This is a genomic window from Mesorhizobium sp., from assembly GCF_004963255.1.
GTDB lineage: Bacteria > Pseudomonadota > Alphaproteobacteria > Rhizobiales > Rhizobiaceae > Mesorhizobium.
This window is the reverse complement of the sequence record NZ_SUGA01000001.1, coordinates 264,029-280,301: the sequence shown is the minus strand read 5'-3', so window position 1 is coordinate 280,301 and position 16,273 is coordinate 264,029. Positions and strand designations below refer to the sequence as shown.

Annotated in this window: 13 protein-coding genes; 7 read left to right on the top strand and 6 right to left on the bottom strand. The window is 64.8% G+C overall.

Features of this window, described 5'->3' with window-relative positions; translation table 11 throughout:
* Positions 1–184: 184 nt before the first annotated feature.
* The 3 genes from E5X34_RS01260 to E5X34_RS01250 all read left to right on the top strand — a co-directional run bounded on the left by E5X34_RS01260 (position 185) and on the right by E5X34_RS01250 (position 3,358).
* Positions 185–1,108, top strand: a complete 924-nt coding sequence (locus E5X34_RS01260; protein ID WP_292559984.1) for a sulfite exporter TauE/SafE family protein — start codon at positions 185–187, stop codon at positions 1,106–1,108.
* Positions 1,108–1,899 carry a TIGR02186 family protein gene (locus E5X34_RS01255; RefSeq protein ID WP_292559981.1) on the top strand — a complete coding sequence of 264 codons (792 nt, stop codon included), beginning with the start codon at positions 1,108–1,110 and terminating at the stop codon, positions 1,897–1,899. The genes E5X34_RS01260 and E5X34_RS01255 overlap by 1 nt, the downstream gene beginning before the upstream one ends.
* Before the next feature lie 202 nt (positions 1,900–2,101).
* Positions 2,102–3,358, top strand: a complete 1,257-nt coding sequence (locus E5X34_RS01250; RefSeq protein WP_292559978.1) for an Hsp70 family protein — start codon at positions 2,102–2,104, stop codon at positions 3,356–3,358.
* Here E5X34_RS01250 and E5X34_RS01245 read toward each other — a convergent pair whose 3' ends face one another.
* Positions 3,359–4,264 (bottom strand): LysR family transcriptional regulator, encoded by a 906-nt coding sequence (locus E5X34_RS01245; protein WP_292559976.1) that lies wholly within the window; start codon positions 4,262–4,264, stop codon positions 3,359–3,361.
* A gap of 279 nt (positions 4,265–4,543) precedes the next feature.
* Between E5X34_RS01245 and E5X34_RS01240 the strand changes: the two genes are divergently transcribed.
* The 3 genes from E5X34_RS01240 to E5X34_RS01230 are packed head-to-tail and all read left to right on the top strand — an operon-like array spanning position 4,544 to position 9,143.
* Positions 4,544–7,474, top strand: coding sequence for a molybdopterin oxidoreductase family protein (locus E5X34_RS01240; RefSeq protein ID WP_292559973.1), 2,931 nt, complete (start codon positions 4,544–4,546; stop codon positions 7,472–7,474).
* Entirely contained in the window at positions 7,471–8,205 is a 735-nt protein-coding gene (locus E5X34_RS01235; RefSeq protein ID WP_292559971.1) for a 4Fe-4S dicluster domain-containing protein, read from the top strand. Before E5X34_RS01240 ends, E5X34_RS01235 begins: the two co-directional genes overlap by 4 nt.
* A 2-nt stretch (positions 8,206–8,207) precedes the next feature.
* Positions 8,208–9,143, top strand: coding sequence for a DmsC/YnfH family molybdoenzyme membrane anchor subunit (locus tag E5X34_RS01230; protein ID WP_292559968.1), 936 nt, complete (start codon positions 8,208–8,210; stop codon positions 9,141–9,143).
* Positions 9,144–9,150: 7 nt separating this feature from the next.
* Here the strand turns inward: E5X34_RS01230 and pdeM are convergent, their stop codons facing one another.
* The 5 genes from pdeM to E5X34_RS01205 all read right to left on the bottom strand — a co-directional run bounded on the left by pdeM (position 9,151) and on the right by E5X34_RS01205 (position 15,310).
* A complete protein-coding gene (gene pdeM, locus E5X34_RS01225; RefSeq protein ID WP_292559965.1) occupies positions 9,151–9,867 on the bottom strand; it encodes a ligase-associated DNA damage response endonuclease PdeM in 717 nt (238 codons plus the stop codon).
* Between the two features lie 18 nt (positions 9,868–9,885).
* On the bottom strand, positions 9,886–12,417 hold the full coding sequence (locus tag E5X34_RS01220) for a ligase-associated DNA damage response DEXH box helicase (protein WP_292560754.1): 2,532 nt from the start codon (positions 12,415–12,417) through the stop codon (positions 9,886–9,888).
* A 227-nt stretch (positions 12,418–12,644) separates the two neighbouring features.
* Complete coding sequence (locus E5X34_RS01215; protein ID WP_292559962.1) at positions 12,645–13,505, bottom strand: NlpC/P60 family protein; 861 nt, start codon at positions 13,503–13,505, stop codon at positions 12,645–12,647.
* A gap of 28 nt (positions 13,506–13,533) precedes the next feature.
* Complete coding sequence (locus E5X34_RS01210; protein WP_292559959.1) at positions 13,534–13,884, bottom strand: MarR family winged helix-turn-helix transcriptional regulator; 351 nt, start codon at positions 13,882–13,884, stop codon at positions 13,534–13,536.
* 61 nt (positions 13,885–13,945) lie between these two features.
* Positions 13,946–15,310, bottom strand: a complete 1,365-nt coding sequence (locus tag E5X34_RS01205; RefSeq protein WP_292559958.1) for a M17 family metallopeptidase — start codon at positions 15,308–15,310, stop codon at positions 13,946–13,948.
* A 123-nt stretch (positions 15,311–15,433) separates the two neighbouring features.
* Between E5X34_RS01205 and E5X34_RS01200 the strand changes: the two genes are divergently transcribed.
* Complete coding sequence (locus E5X34_RS01200; protein WP_292073627.1) at positions 15,434–16,261, top strand: tetratricopeptide repeat protein; 828 nt, start codon at positions 15,434–15,436, stop codon at positions 16,259–16,261.
* Positions 16,262–16,273 lie beyond the last annotated feature (12 nt).

Genomic DNA, 16,273 nt, shown 5'->3' with positions numbered 1-16,273 from the left:
CGTCGCATACGCGACGCCCCGCCACACATTTGCCTGTTAACTGATTGAGATGGTTTTTGTTTCGGCGCGGCGGCAAGGCTTGACCCTCGCCGCCGCGCCGGCGCAAGAAAAAATTGGCTTTTCGGTGCTTTAGTGCCCGGGGACGGCGCTATACGCCGACAAGCAAACTGATCGAGACAGACGGGTGGGCATCTATCTCCCGATCGCGGAAATTTCCGTCAACGTCTTCGTGCTGCTGGCGATGGGCGCGGCGGTGGGCTTCCTGTCGGGCATGTTCGGGGTCGGCGGCGGCTTTCTGATCACGCCGCTTTTGATCTTCTACAACATCCCGCCGGCGATCGCGGTCGCCACCGGCGCCAACCAGGTCATCGCCTCTTCCTTCTCCGGCGCGCTGTCGCACTTCAAGCGCGGCACGCTCGACTTCAAGCTGGGCGGCGTGCTGCTGGCCGGCGGCATTGTCGGCTCGACAGCCGGCATCTATGTCTTCGCGCTGTTGCGCCGGCTCGGCCAGTTGGATCTGTTCATCTCGCTGCTTTACGTCGTGTTGCTCGGCACCGTGGGCGGGCTGATGCTGGTCGAAAGCCTCAACGCGCTGCGCGCCAGCCGCAGCGGCGCAGCACCCGTGCTCAAGAAATCCGGCCAGCACAACTGGATCCACCGGCTGCCGTTCAAGATGCGCTTCCGCGCCTCGAAGCTGTTCGTCAGCGTCATCCCGGTGCTCGGGCTCGGCGCCGGGATCGGCTTCCTGTCGTCGATCATGGGCGTCGGCGGCGGCTTCATCATGGTGCCGGCGCTGATCTACCTGCTCAAGGTGCCGACCAATGTCGTTATCGGCACCTCGCTGTTCCAGATCATCTTCACCTCGGCCTACACCACCCTGGTGCATGCCACGACCAACCAGACGGTCGACGTGATCCTGGCATTCCTGCTGATGGCCGGCGGCGTCGCCGGCGCGCAATATGGCGCCAAGGCCGGCCAGCGGCTGCGTGGCGAGCAGTTGCGCGCGCTTCTGGCGATGTTGGTGTTGGCCGTCGCCCTCCGCCTTGCCGTCGATCTCTTCGTGACGCCGCCCAACCTCTATTCGCTGTCCGCCGCGGGCCTCAACTGATGGCGGGACTCAGAGCATTTGCAGCCGCCGCCTCGTTGTCGATGCTCTTCGTCCTTTCCCCAGCGACGGCGCAGACGCCGCCCACCGAAAGCATCCAGATCGGCCTTTCGACCGACGCGATCTCCATCACGGCGGGCTTCTCCGGCGCTGACCTCACCATCTTCGGATCGCTGGAAAACCCCGACCCGCTGATCGCCAGACAGGGCCGCTACGACGTGGTCGTCGTGCTCGAAGGACCGCCGCGCCCAGTCGTGGTGCGGCGCAAGGACCGCGTGCTCGGCGTCTGGATCAACCTGGACTCCGAAACCTTCGAGAACGTGCCGGTCTCCTACTCCGTCGCGACGACGCGGCCGCTGCAGGACATCGCCGAGCCTGCCAAATACAAGCAGCTCTCGCTCGGAGCACAGAACCTCTACCTGAAGCCCGCCGACGAGACCGACAGCCCGGCGACGATCCAGGAATTCACCGCCGCGCTGCGCGAGCGCAAAGCGGCGACGGGCCTCTACAGCGAAAATGTCGGCGGCGTGCAGTTCCTGTCGCAGAACCTGTTTCGCGCCACCGTGCGGCTCGCGCCCAACGTGCCGGTCGGCACCCACAAAGCCCGTGCATTCCTGTTCAAGAGCGGCATGTTCGTCAAGGAAAGCTCGGCCCAGCTCGAGATCCGAAAATCGGGCTTCGAGCAGTCGGTCTTCCGGGTCGCGCATGACTATTCTTTTCTCTACGGCGTGTTCGCCGTATCCCTCGCCATGCTGACCGGCTGGCTGGGCCGGATCATCTTCCGCAAAGATTGATGCTTCGGGGAAAATGGGAGCACCCATTTCCCCTCAAAAGAGGGTTTCCCTTTTCCCGGTTTTGCGATACATCGCCGCCTCCCAGCCCTAGGGACAAGCACACATATTTCGATTTTCGGCAGAGCGGTCCGGCTTTCCGGATGACGGCGCGCAACGCGTCGCTGATGGTTCTGCCGGCATGAAGCAACGACAGGAGGCTGCGATGCAATCGGCATTCGGCGGCATCGATTTCGGCACGTCCAATTCTACCGTCGGCGTGATCCGGGACGGCCGGGCGCGACTGGTGGCGCTGGAGGGCGAGCAACCCACTCTGCCGAGCGCCGTGTTCTTCAACTTCGAGGACGGCTACACCTATTTCGGCCGCCGCGCGATCAGCGACTACACCGACAGCATCGAAGGCCGGCTGATGCGTTCGCTGAAGAGCGTGCTCGGCAGCTCGCTCGCCAATGAGAAGACCCGCATCAAGGCGCGCCAGATCGGCTTCATCGACATTATCGGCATGTTCGTCGGCCATCTGAAGAAGCGGCTCGAAGAAGACGCCGGCGGTCCGGTCGAGAACGTGGTGCTCGGCCGGCCCGTGCAGTTCGTCGACGAGGACGCGGCCGCCGATGCGAAGGCGCAGGGCGAGTTGGACAAAGCGGCGCGCGCGCAAGGCTTCAAGCATATCGCCTTCCAGTTCGAGCCGATCGCGGCGGCGCTCGACTACGAACAGAAGGTCACCCGCGAAGAGCTGGCGCTGATCGTCGACATGGGCGGCGGCACTTCCGACTTCTCCATCGTGCGGGTCTCGCCGGAGCGCGCCCGCTCGAGCGACCGCAAGGCCGACATCCTCGCCAATCGCGGCATCCATATCGGCGGTACCGATTTCGACCGGCTGCTCAGCATAGCCCATGTCATGCCCGAGCTCGGCTATCTGACGCGGACCAAGGACCACAAGCGCAACCTGCCGGCAGCCTATTTCATCGACCTAGCCACCTGGCAGCGCATCAACCTCGTCTACACCGCCAAGGCGATGAGCGACCTGCGGCAGATCCGTTACGAGGCCGAGCGCGCCGACCTGGTCGACCGCTTCATCCATGTCGTCGAGCACCGCTATGGCCATGCGATGGCGGGCTTGGTCGAAAGGGCGAAGATCGCGCTTACAGACCAGTCTTCGGCCGAGGTGAAGGTGTCGCTGCCCGGCGCGCGCTTCGCGGCGGAGATCACGCGCACGGGCCTCGAGGAGACCATTGCGAACGACATCGAACGGGTGGCCGCGACGGTCAGGCAGACGATCGCCGACGCCGGCGTTCCAGCCTCCGCCATCACGGCCGTGTTCCTCACCGGCGGCTCGACCGCGATCCCGCTGGCGAAGCGGAAGATCCTGTCGCTGGTGCCGCAGGCCTCCGTCATCGAAGGCGACATGTTCGGCTCGGTCGGCCTTGGCCTCGCGCTCGACGCACAGCGCAAATACGCGTGATTATTCGGCGCTTGCCGGCGCGTCCGCCCGGCCGGTGAGATGCGCCTTCAGCGCCATCTGGGCGAGGCTGGCCTGGCGGTCGCGATGCGTGATCATGGCGAAGTCGCGCTTCGGCAGCTCGACCGGCACGGCCCTGAGGCTGCCCTCCGCCAGAGAGCGCGCGACCACCAGCTCCGAGATGATCGTGGCGCCCGCGCCGGCCTCCACGGCCTGACGCACAGCCTCGTTGCTGGGCAAGACGAGGAATATCTGCAGCTCCGCCGGCGGGACGCCTTGACCATGCGCGAAATCCTCCAACGCCTCGCGCGTGCCCGAGCCGCCTTCCCTGATGATCCAGCGCAGCGCCCTGATGTCGAGGTTTCCGGCACGCGTCATCGGGATCTCGGGATGCGAACGCGCCACCACCAGCATCATGCGGTCCTCGTCGACCGTGGCGCGGCGCAGGATGTCGGACTCGGTTCGGCCCTCGACCAGGCCAAAATCGGCGCGTCCGTCCAGCACATTGGTCTCGACCTGCCTGGTGTTGCCGATCGTCACGCTCAGCTTCACCGCGGGATAGGCTTCGTGGAATGAAGCGAGGCGACGCGGCAGCCAATAGCTTGCGATGGTCTGGCTGGCCGCGATCGACAGGCTGCCGGCGACGGTCTGCGAGACATCCTCCAGAACGCCGCGGGCGGCGGCGGCGCGATCCAGGACCGCCTTCGCTTCCGGCAGGAAGCGGTGGCCTGTCTGGGCCAGCTCGATGTTGCGGCCGACGCGGTTGAACAGGCGCACGCCATGCTGGCTTTCGAGCGCACGAATGGCGGCAGAGGCCGCCGACTGAGAGATGCCGAGCCGCTCGGCGGCCTTGGTCATATGGCCGTGCTCGGCGACGGCGACGAAGATGCGCAACTGATCGAGGGTCATGGGCGAACTAAGAAGCAAAATCGATTGGAATTACAAGAGCTGCTTGTTAGACGCATCAATTGCTTTGTTCTAAGTTTTTCTCTGACGTTGGAAAAAATTGGCCGTCAAAGGCCAAGAGTGGGAAATGGCAGGGCGCTTCAAATCCCTATTCGCGCATTGGAGCCGCCGGCTGAAGCGGCAGCTCTCCGGAGAGCGCTATCATCCTGAACTTCATTACATGCGCGGCCCGGGACCGAAGACGAAGGCCAAGATGGCGAACCGCAAGAGCGTTCGCCAATCATGAGCAAAACTGCGCCGCGCGGCGCCAATTCCGCACCCTCGCAACGGCCACTGGCCGACACTCACGCACCAAATGAGGGCGACGGCGTCGATACCTCGCCAACCGTCTCCGACCGCATCGCCAAGACCACCTGCTATATGTGCGCCTGCCGCTGCGGCATCGACGTCCACATCAAGGACGGCAAGGTTCGCTACATCAACGGCAACAAGGACCATCCGGTGAACCGCGGCGTGATCTGCGGCAAGGGCAGCGCCGGCATCATGCAGCATTACAGCCCGGCGCGGCTGAAGAAGCCGTTGCTGCGCACAGGCCCGCGTGGCTCCGGTGAGTTCCGCGAGATCGAATGGGACCAAGCGCTGACCATCGCTACCGAACGTCTTTCGACGATCCGCAGAACTGATCCGAAAAAACTCGCCTTCTTCACCGGACGCGACCAGTCGCAATCGCTGACCGGCTGGTGGGCGTCGAAATTCGGCACGCCCAATTTCGCCGCGCATGGCGGCTTCTGCTCCGTCAACATGGCGGCCGGCGGGCTCTACACGATCGGCGGCTCGTTCTGGGAGTTCGGCGAGCCCGACTGGGACAACACCCGATATTTCATGCTGTTCGGCGTCGCCGAGGACCATGATTCCAACCCGATCAAGATCGGGCTGGGCAAGCTCAAGGCGCGCGGCGCCAAGGTGGTTTCGATCAATCCCTGCCGCACGGGTTACAACGCCATCGCCGACGACTGGATCGGCATCAGGCCGGGCACGGACGGCCTTTTCGTGCTGGCGCTGATCCATGAACTGCTCAAGGCCGGCCGCGTCGATCTCGACTATCTGCTGCGTTACACCAACGCGCCGGTGCTCGTCGTGCAGGAGGCCGGGTCCGCCGATGACGGGCTGTTCGTGCGCGACAGTGACGGCAATCCGCTTGCCTGGGACAGGGTGGCAAAACAGCCAATCAACGCAGCCGACCCCGAGGCAAAGTCGGCGCTGACCGGCAGCTATGAGGTCGGCGGGCGACGCTGCGTGCCGGTGTTCCGGCTCATCGCCGATCGCTATCTACACGAGAGCTATTCGCCGGATGCCGTGGCGGAGCGTTGCGGCGTCAGCGCCGACACGATCCGCCGCATCGCGGCCGAATTGGCGCATGTCGCCTTCGAGCAGACGATCGAACTGCCTATCGCTTGGACCGACTGGGCGGGCCGGCGGAATGAGACGATCAAGGGCCGGCCGGTCTCGATGCATGCCATGCGCGGCATCTCAGCCCATTCCAACGGTTTTCACACATGCCGCGCCATCCATTTGCTGCAGGTTCTGCTCGGCACGGTGGACGTTCCAGGCGGCTTCCGCTTCAAGCCGCCCTATCCGCGCTGTGCGCCGCCGGGGCCGAAGCCAGCCGGCAAGAACGCCCGGCCGATGACGCCGTTGGACGGCTTGCCTCTCGGCTTTGTCTGCGGGCCGGACGATCTTCTCGTCGACGAGGCCGGCCGGCCTGTCCGCATCGACAAGGCCTATTCCTGGGAAGCGCCATTGGCCGCGCATGGCTTGATGCACACGGTCATCCGCAACGCCTGGGCCGGCGATCCTTATCCGATCGACACGCTGTTCATGTACATGACGAACATGGCGTGGAACTCGTCGATGAACACGGGCGAGACCATTGCCATGCTGACCGACAAGGACGAGGCCGGCGCGTACAAGATCCCCTTCATCATCTATTCCGACGCCTATTACTCCGAGACCGTGCCCTTCGCCGACCTGGTGCTGCCCGACACCACCTATCTCGAACGGCACGACTGCATCAGCCTGCTCGACCGGCCGATCAGCCATGCCGACGGAGCCGCCGACGCCATTCGCCACCCCGTGGTGCAGCCGGACCGCGACGTGCGGCCGTTCCAGTCGGTGCTGATCGAGCTCGGCGCGCGGCTCGGCCTCCCAGGTTTCGTCGAGGAGGATGGCTCGGCGAAATATCGCGACTATGCCGACTACATCGTCAACCACGAGCGCACGCCCGGCATCGGCCCTTTAGCCGGCTGGCGCGGCAAGGATGGCGCATCGATCGGCAAGGGCGACGCCAACCCAGACCAGCTGCAGCGCTACATCGACAATGGCGGCTTCTGGCATCACGAGTTTGTCGACGATCAGCGCTATTACAAGATGGGCAACCGCGCCTATCTCGACTTCGCGGTCGAGATGGGATTCATCGCCAAGGCGGAACCCATCATCTTCCAACCCTATTCGGAGCCGATCCAGCGCTTTCGCCTTGCCGCGCGCGGCCACGGCAAGGTGCAGCCACCCGACGCCGAACGCGGCCGCATCGAAGCCTATATGGACCCGCTGCCCTTCTGGTACGCGCCCTTCGAGGAGGACAGCGTCGATCTCGAAAAATACCCGCTGCATGCGCTGACGCAGCGGCCGATGCACATGTACCATTCCTGGGGCTCGCAGAACGCCTGGCTGCGGCAGATCACCAGCCAGAACCGGCTGTTCGTGCACCGCCAGACCGCTGCCGGACTTGGCCTTGCCGATGATGACTGGGTGTGGATCGAAAGCGTGAACGGAAGAGTGAAGGGCCAGATCAAGCTGATCGACGGCGTGAACCCGGATACGGTGTGGACCTGGAACGCCATCGGCAAGCGGCGCGGCAGCTGGGGTCTGAAGGACGATGCGGCCGAGAGCAATCGCGGCTTCCTACTCAACCACATCATCGGCGACCAGACGTCGGCCGATGCCAACGGCAAACGCTATTCGAATTCCGATCCGGTCACGGGACAGGCGGCGTGGTTCGACGTGCGTGTGCGGATCGTTAAATGCGCGGCCGAGGAAGCCGGCTTCACCGAGCCGCAATTCGAGCGTTTCGCCCAGCCACCAAATGTCGAACCTTCGCCCGAAGTGCTTCACTTCGGCGCCGCGTTTCGCATGAAGAGGGAAGCCGCCGAATGACCTGTCTTCCCGCCCAGACCGATAAGAAGCTTGGCCTGGTCATCGATCTCGACACCTGCGTCGGCTGCCAGGCCTGCGTCACCGCCTGCAAGGAGTGGAACACCGGCGGCCACATGGCGCCGCTGACCGACATCGACCCTTATGGCGGGCACGCCGACGGCGTCTGGTTCAATCGCGTCCATAGTTACGAGCACACGACCGAATTGGGCGGCCGGACAGTGAACTTCCCGCGCTCCTGTCTGCATTGCGAGCAGCCGGCCTGCGTCACCGTCTGCCCCACAGGCGCCTCCTACAAGCGCGCCTCGGATGGCATCGTGCTGGTCGACGAGGACAAATGCATCGGCTGCAAATTGTGCAGCTGGGCCTGCCCCTACGGCGCGCGCGAGTTCGATGCGGATGTCGGCGTGATGAAGAAATGCACGCTCTGCGTCGACCGTATCTACAACGACAATCTGGCCGAGGAAGACCGCGTGCCCGCCTGCGTCGCCGCCTGCCCTACCAGCGCCCGGCATTTCGGGGATCTCGGCAATCCCACCTCGGCGATCTCGCAACTCGTCGAGGAGCGTGGCGGCGTCGCGCTGATGCCCGAGTTGGGCTATAACCCGACCAACCGCTATCTGCCGCCGCGCGCCCGCAGCGAACGGGCTGCGAAGGTCGACGCGCCGGCGCTGGAGCCGATCAAGGCCGAAGGCGGTTTCCTCGGCTGGATCGACCGCATGCTTTCGAACTGATCATGCATCCGGCTTTCTCGGTCGTCATCTTCACCACCGCTACCGGGGCTGGCTACGGCCTGCTGGCGCTGCTCGGCCTGCTTGGGGGGTTGGGGTTCATTCCCGCCGATTTCTGGCTCGGCTTGGTCGGCATGGCGCTGGCGCTTGGTTTGATCGTCGCCGGGTTGTTGTCCTCGACCGGCCATCTCGGCCGGCCCGAGCGCGCCTGGCGCGCCTTCTCGCAGTGGCGCAGCTCGTGGCTGTCGCGCGAAGGCGTGGCGTCGGTCGCGACCTTCATCCCGGCCGTGCTGTTCGGCATCGGCTGGGTGTTTCTCGGCAAGAGCGGCGGCTGGGTGGCGGCCGCCGGCCTGCTGGCAGCGGCAGGTGCCGTCGTGACTGTCTGCACGACGGGCATGATCTACGCTTCGCTCAAGCCGGTCGCGCAATGGCACAGCCGCTTTACCTTGCCGGCCTATCTGATTTTCGCAGCGATGACAGGCAGCGCTCTGGCGAACGCCCTGCTCCAAGGTTTCAACATCGGTTCCAACGCTATGCCGGCCTCAGCGCTACTTGCCACCCTGGCCGGCTGGATCTGGAAGCTCGCGACCTGGCGCCACAATGACCAGCTGGAGATTCCGACAAATGCCAACACCGCGACCGGGCTCGCCGGCGGCACGGTGCGGTCGATCGAATGGCCGCATACGGAAGAGAACTATCTGCTGAAGGAGATGGGCTTCCGCATCGCGCGCAAACATAGCGCGAAGCTACGACGGATCACGCAGGCGCTGGCATTCATTGCGCCCGTTGTCCTGCTTGTCATCGCCTTTGCCCTGCCTTGGCCGTTCGCGGCGATTGCCTCGGTGCTTGCAGCTGTTTGTCAGTTGGCCGGCATGCTGGTCGAGCGCTGGCTGTTCTTCGCCGAGGCGAAGCACACGGTCACGCTGTACTATGGCAGATGAAGCTGTATCAGCCGGGCCGCAGCATCGAGCCGGAGATTGCAAAAATGCGCTCGGCGCCGAGCATATAGGCAACCAGCGTTTCCAGGCGGAACAGGCCGGCATAGGCGCGGTCGAGCACGTTGAGCGAGCCGGTATAGGCGCCGAAGGCCGGCATGATCATGCGGCCGCCGTCGCCGGCGAAGCAGCGCCGCCTGACGGAGCGGCCGCGCTGGACGATGCGCGCGCATGGATGGAGATGGCCCGATATCTCGCCTTCGACGCGAAGCTTGGACGGCTCATGGCGGAAGAGCAGCGAGCCGATGGCAAGTTCCCGCACCGTCTCGCCGGGCAGGTCGGCAGGCGCTTCGGGATCATGGTTGCCGGCGACCCAGAACCAGTCGCGCCCGGCCATCATCGCTTCCAGTTGTCCGCGGAAGCTCTCATGCATGCGTTCGGCGCCGCCGCCGTCATGGAAGGAGTCGCCCAGGCTGACGACGATCCGCGGCTGGTAATCGGCGATGACCGCTTGCAGCCGCAGCAAGGTCGCGCCGGTATCATAAGGCGGGATCAGCGCGCCGCGCCTGGCGAAGGACGAGCCTTTTTCGAGATGCAAGTCGGAGACCGCGAGCAGCCGCAGATCGGGGAAATAGAGCACACCACGCCGGTCGCAAACCGCGCGCTCGCCGGCGATGCCGACGAGATCGGCCTCGGCGATCAGCGTTGCGCGCGACAGCGAAAAATTCATCCCTCTCGGCCCCCTCTTTCAATCCGTCATCTCGGGCCCCATGGCCTCCTCGACGAGGGTGGCGGCATCCATCAACAGCGTCTCGTCCGCCTCGCCATTCACCGGCATCTTACCGATTTCGAGCATGATCGGCACCGCGAGCGGCGATATCTGTTCGAGATTCTTATGCATGATTCGACCACGGATGCGCGAGAGCATCTCGGCAAGTCTGCTAACATCGAGCAAGCCGGTCGCGGCATCCGTACGGGTGGCCTGCAGCAGAATATGGTCGGGTTCATGGCTGCGCAGCACGTCATAAATCAGGTCGGTCGAGACGGTCACCTGGCGGCCGCTTTTCTCCTTGCCGGGGTGCCGCTTTTCGATCAGTCCGGAAATCAGTGCGCAGTTGCGGAAGGTGCGCTTCAAGAGCCAGCTGTCGGCAAACCAGGCTTCGAGATCATCGCCCAGCATGTCTTGATCGAACAGCGTGGCCAGCGACGGTTCTCTGTTCTTGAACATCCAGCCCATGTCGGCCAGCGACCAGATGGCCAGCGCATAGTCCGTGGCGACAAATCCGACCGGCTTGGCGCCCGCCCGGTCCAGCCGCCGGGTAAGCAGCATGCCGAGCGTCTGATGCGCAAGCCTGCCCTCGAACGGATATGCGACCATGTAATACCGGTTGCCGCGCGGAAAGGTTTCGATCAACAAGTCATCGCGTTTCGGCAGGACGGACTTGTCCGCCTGGAACCGCAGCCAATCCGCGACTTGCTCGGGGAGTTTCTTCCAGCGTTGCGGGTCGTCGAGCATGGCGCGGACCTGCTCGGCGAGGTAGGTCGAAAGCGGGAATTTGCCGCCGCCATAATAGGGCACCTTCGCGTCGCTGCCCGGCGCGTTCGAGACAAAGCACTCGTTCTCGCGAATGCCTTCGAAGCGCAGGATCTTGCCGGCGAACATGAAGGTGTCGCCATGGGTCAAAGTCTCCAGGAATGCTTCCTCGATCTTGCCCAACACCCTGCCGCCGCGCGAGGCTGCCCCCCGGCTGCCGGCCTGGACGTAGCGCACATTGAGCGCTGGCACTTCGATGATGGTGCCGACATTGAGCCTGTATTGCTGGGCGACGGCCGGATTTGAAACCCGCCAGAAGCCCTCCTTGGTCTGCCGGATGCGGGCATAGCGCTCGTAATTCCTGAGCGCGTAGCCGCCGGTGGCGACAAAGTCGATGACCCGGTCGAATGTCGGCCTATCCAGGCTGGCGTAAGGCGCGGCCGTCCTTACCTCATCAAACAGTGCACCGGTGTGGAACGGCGCGCCGCAGGCGCAGCCCAGCACATGCTGCGCCAAGACGTCCAGCCCGCCATTGACCAATGGCGGCGTGTCCTGGGCGCCGAGATAGTTGGCGTCGAGCGCGGCGCGGCATTCCAGAACCTCGAAGCGGTTTGCGGGGATGAGGATCGCCTTCGACGGCTCGTCCATGCGATGGTTGGCGCGGCCGATGCGTTGTGCCAGCCGGCTGGCGCCCTTCGGCGCGCCGACATGCACCACCAGGTCGACATCGCCCCAATCGATGCCGAGATCGAGCGTCGAGGTGGCGACGATGGCGCGCAGCGCATTCTCGCCCATTGCCTTCTCGACGCGGCGGCGCTGGGCGACGTCCAGCGAGCCGTGATGGAGGGCGATCGGCAAGGTATCCTCATTGACGCGCCATAGTTCCTGGAACAGCAGCTCGGCCTGGCTGCGGGTGTTGACGAAGAGTAGCGTGGTCTTGTGCCGCTTGATCTCGCGGTAAATTTCCGGCGTGGCGTAGCGGGCCGAATGGCCGGCCCAGGGAACGCGCTCTTCGGAATCAAGGATCGAGATCTCGGGCTTGGCGCCACCCGTGACGACGATGAGCTCGGACATGGCACCGGGGGCAGCCTGGCTGACCAGCCAGCGCCGCAATTCGTCGGGCTCGGCGACCGTTGCCGACAGGCCGATGGTCTGGAGATCGGGAACGAAAGCGCGCAGCCGCGCCAGGCCAAGCGCCAGAAGATGCCCGCGCTTCGAGGTGACGAGCGAATGAAGCTCATCGAGCACGACATAGCGCAAATCCTCGAAGAAGCGCTTCGCGCCGTTCGAGGCGATCAGCAGCGCGAGCTGCTCTGGCGTGGTGAGCAGAATGTCGGGCGGCGCCAGCTTCTGCCGCTGGCGCTTGTGCGAGGGCGTGTCGCCGGTGCGGGTCTCGATGGTGACGGGCAGGCCGATCTCCTCGACCGGCTTGCCGAGATTGCGCTCGATATCGACGGCCAGCGCTTTCAGCGGCGAGATGTAGAGCGTGTGGATGCCGCGACGGGCCTGGCCAGGCTTGCGCTTGGGACGACTGGCGAGTTCGGTGAGCGACGGCAGAAAGCCGGCCAGCGTCTTGCCGGCGCCGGTCGGCGCGATCAGCAGCACCGATTGGCCGCTTTGCGCCTTCGCCAGCAGCTCGAGCTGATGGGCACGCGGCGACCAGCCCTTTTGGCCGAACCATTTGACGAATGGCTCAGGCAGCAGGACGGCGGCGTTCTGTTCGGCAAGGCGCGGCTGCTCGGTCACGCGCAACAGGTAGCGCGGCGGCACGCGATCGCCAAGGAAAATCGGAACAAAAGGGGATCAAGGCGCCCTTTTCCTTCTCCCCTTGTGGGAGAAGGTGGATCGGCGCGCAGCGCCGAGACGGATGAGGGGTGTTCCAGCGGAGTGAGACGCTGGCGTTCCCTGGAACACCCCTCATCCGGCCGCTTCGCGGCCACCTTCTCCCACAAGGGGAGAAGGGGGAGCTGGCGCTACGGCCTCCTGAACCCAGTCGGGCCGCCGTAGAGATAGCCGATGCGCTCGACCGCTTCCTTCAGCCCTTCGCGCGAGACCAGCATGGTGTGGCCGTTGGCGTGGATCATGTCCCTTTCGTCGGTCATGATCGCCACGTGGCCCTTCCAGAAGACGAGGTCGCCGCGCTGGAGGCCGGTATAGTCCGGACCCGGCTCGAAGGGGGTGCCGATCGACGCCGCCTGCATGTCGGAGTCGCGCAGCACATCCTTGCCCGTCATGCGCATCGCGAGCTGCACGAGGCCGGAGCAGTCGATGCCGAAGCCGGAGACGCCACCCCAGAGATAGGGCGTGCCGAGGAAACTTTCGGCGACGGTGACATAGTCGTCGGCCAGCTCGGCGATCGGCCGCAGATGGCCGGCGATGACCGCCTGGCCGGAGGGCAGCAGCGCATAAGGCGTTCCGCGTGTCTCGGCCGAGCCGCTCACGGTCACGGTAGAGCCCATCGACAGCTGTCCGCTGATCGGAAAGCGCAGATCCGGCCCGGGATAGAGGAAGGTGCGCGGCACACAGACGATGTGGGTCGGCGCGTGGTCGCGCGCGCCAAGAAGATTGTCCGCCACATAGCCGACATAGCCGTCGCGCTCGGCCTGCACCCAGGCCCAGCCTTCCGTATCCTCGAAGACGAGCACGTCGTCGCCGAACAGCGCCTGCGTGTTGACGCCCGCATCGGGACGCGGCGCCTTGCGCAGGTCGGCGACCGAGGCCGTGATCCGCGCCGGGCGGCCGGTGACGAAGCGGTCGGCGGCGACTTCGCCTTTCAGCCTCGCATCGGCAAGGTCGGAACGGAAGGCGTGAAGGCGGGCATCCCTTGCGGTCAAATCGATAATCCAGTCGTTGGCAGTGAGGTCAGATGGGCAATTCGTACGCCTTGGCGACGATACCATCGCCGAAGCGCTCGACAAAGAGCGCGCCTTCCACCGTGCGGCGGACGAGCACGTTGCGCTTGTCGAGCTCGTCACGATGGCGGGAGACCAGCTTCAGCGCGCCCATCGTGTCCAGCGCCCGGGTGATGACCGGTTTGGTGACGTTGAGTTTTGCCGCGAGCCCGCGCACCGTGTGCGGCGGCGGGTCGAGATAGATGGTGAACAGGATCGCCGTCTGGCGCATGGTGAGATCGGGCTCGCCATCGCGCACCTGGGCCAGCATCACCTGCTGCCACAGTCGCAAGGCCTGGCTCGGGCGCATCGAGATCGACATCGCCCTAGCATGCCGGCAAATTGTTTCGGTTCCGTTTCAGTGGCGAACACCCGCCAATTGCTCAGGCAAATCGCTGCGCAATTATACGCTCCAGCGCGCGAATGCCCTGCGCCTCGCCGCCGGTCAGGCCGTGCGGACGGTCGGCCGGGTTCCAGGCGAAGATGTCGAAATGCGCCCAGCTGTGGGTCTTCTCGACGAAGCGCTTGAGGAAAAGCGCCGCGGTGATCGACCCGGCAAAGCCGTCGGTCGTCACATTGTTGATGTCGGCGATCTTTGAGGAAAGCTTCGCATCATAGGGACGCCATAGCGGCATCCGCCACAGCGGATCCTCGACCGCGACGGAGGCGGCGGCAATGTCGGCCGCGAGCGTCTCGTCGGCGGTGTAGAAAGGCGGCAGGTCAGGCCCCAGCGCGACGCGGGCGGCGCCGGTCAGCGTCGCCATGTCGACCAGCAATTCTGGCTTCTCCTCATCGGCCAGCGCCAGCGCGTCGGCCAGGATCAGCCGCCCCTCCGCGTCCGTGTTGCCGATCTCGACCGTGATGCCCTTGCGGCTCCTCAGAACGTCGCCGGGCCGGAAGGCATTGCCGGCGATCGAATTCTCGACGGCGGGAAACAACACGCGCAACCGGACGTTCAGTTTCGCCGCCATGATCATGGAAGCGAGGCCCAGCACATTGGCGGCGCCGCCCATATCCTTCTTCATCAGAAGCATGCCGGACGACGGCTTGATGTCGAGGCCGCCGGTGTCGAAGCAGACGCCTTTGCCGACCAACGTCACCTTCGGCGCAGCGCTCGGTCCCCAGGTCATGTCGATCAGCCGCGGCGCGTCGGCCGAAGCCCGGCCGACAGCGTGGATCATCGGGAAATTCCGGGCCAGAAGATCGTCGCCGTGGATTGCGGAAATATCGGCGGCATGGGCGGCCGCCAGTTGCCGGGCGGCTTCTTCCAGTTCGACCGGACCGAGGTCGCTGGTCGGCGTGTTGACGAGATCGCGCGTCAGGAAAACGCTGTCGGCGACGCGGCGGACATGTGCGGCATCCGCGCCCTCCGGAAGCGTGAAGCGCAAGGCCTTGCCCGGCTTCTTGCCGTAACGTGTAAAGACATAGCCACCCAGGACCAGCGCCAGCGCGGCGAGATCGGGCTGCGCAAGAGCCGACGCGAAATGCCAGTCGCCTTCCGGCAGCGCCCTTGCCAGCGCGCCGAGGGCCAAAGCGCTTTCGCCGTCGCCGGTGCCGAACAGCGCGCCGGCAAGGCCGCCGCCCTCGCCCGGCAGGACGAGCGTGCGCCCTGCCTCGCCGGAAAAACCGTTGGCTCTTGCCCAGGCGATGGCGGGCGGCCGCAATGCCGCGGCTTCAAGGGCGTCCTTTGCCACCAGATAGACAGGCAAGGCGGCTTGCGGCTTTTGTTCGACGAGTTCGACAGACATGCGATGATCTCCGGCCGAACAGGATGAATCGGCTTCTTAACGGTCCGTTAGGGTTAACAGAATATTTCTGCGGGAGGGAAGACGGCCAGCCTATGGCTGCACAGGAATGGAGACCGGGCGCCGATGCCGATCAAAGCGTTGAACCATAGAGCCAGACGTCTGATCAGCACGGCCTTTATGGCGGCACTGGCAGCCAGCGTGGCAGGTTGCGGCAGCACCAGCCAAATGACCACCGGCTCCATCTCGCGCTCCGACAGAAGGCCGCTGGAAACGATGTCGGCGGGCGAACTGCACACGGCCACGTCCAGGCTTGGCGAATCCTACGCCCGCAACCCCAATGACAAGCGCATGGCGATGAATTTCGCGGCGGCGCTGCAGATGGACGGCGATGCCGATCAGTCGCTCGCCGTGATGCGCAAGCTGGCGATCGCCTATCCCAAGGATCGCGACGTGCTTGCCGCCTATGGCAAGGCGCTTGCCGCCAACGGCCAGTTCGAGCCGGCGCTGGATGCCGTGCGCCGCGCGCAGACGCCCGAATATCCGGACTGGAAGCTGGTGTCGGCGGAAGCCGCGATCCTCGACCAGATGGGCCAGAAGGACGAAGCGCGTCAGGACTACCGCAAGGCGTTGGAACTCAAACCGAACGAGCCTTCGGTGCTGTCCAATCTCGGCATGTCCTATGTGCTCGAAGGCGACCTGCGAACGGCCGAGACCTATATGCGCTCGGCCGCGCAGCAGCCCAGCGCTGACAGCCGGGTGCGGCAGAACCTTGCACTCGTGGTGGGCCTGCAGGGCCGCTTCGACGAGGCCGAGAAGATCGCCTCGCAGGAATTGTCGCCCGAACAGGCGCAGGCCAACGTCGCCTATCTGCGCCAGATGCTTGCCCAGCAGAATGCCTGGAGCCAATTGAAGGATCAGGACAAGAACAAGGCGAAAGTCGCCACAAACTGAAGGACGCCGCCA

What these genes read in the sequence shown, in the direction of transcription:
- E5X34_RS01240 (WP_292559973.1), top strand. Translation starts at nt 4,544, where the DNA reads ATGAGCAAAACTGCGCCGCGCGGCGCCAATTCCGCACCCTCGCAACGG.
- E5X34_RS01205 (WP_292559958.1), bottom strand. Translation starts at nt 15,310, where the DNA reads ATGTCTGTCGAACTCGTCGAACAAAAGCCGCAAGCCGCCTTGCCTGTC.
- pdeM (WP_292559965.1), bottom strand. Translation starts at nt 9,867, where the DNA reads ATGAATTTTTCGCTGTCGCGCGCAACGCTGATCGCCGAGGCCGATCTC.
- E5X34_RS01250 (WP_292559978.1), top strand. Translation starts at nt 2,102, where the DNA reads ATGCAATCGGCATTCGGCGGCATCGATTTCGGCACGTCCAATTCTACC.
- E5X34_RS01210 (WP_292559959.1), bottom strand. Translation starts at nt 13,884, where the DNA reads ATGTCGATCTCGATGCGCCCGAGCCAGGCCTTGCGACTGTGGCAGCAG.
- E5X34_RS01255 (WP_292559981.1), top strand. Translation starts at nt 1,108, where the DNA reads ATGGCGGGACTCAGAGCATTTGCAGCCGCCGCCTCGTTGTCGATGCTC.
- E5X34_RS01245 (WP_292559976.1), bottom strand. Translation starts at nt 4,264, where the DNA reads ATGACCCTCGATCAGTTGCGCATCTTCGTCGCCGTCGCCGAGCACGGC.
- E5X34_RS01200 (WP_292073627.1), top strand. Translation starts at nt 15,434, where the DNA reads ATGCCGATCAAAGCGTTGAACCATAGAGCCAGACGTCTGATCAGCACG.
- E5X34_RS01230 (WP_292559968.1), top strand. Translation starts at nt 8,208, where the DNA reads ATGCATCCGGCTTTCTCGGTCGTCATCTTCACCACCGCTACCGGGGCT.
- E5X34_RS01235 (WP_292559971.1), top strand. Translation starts at nt 7,471, where the DNA reads ATGACCTGTCTTCCCGCCCAGACCGATAAGAAGCTTGGCCTGGTCATC.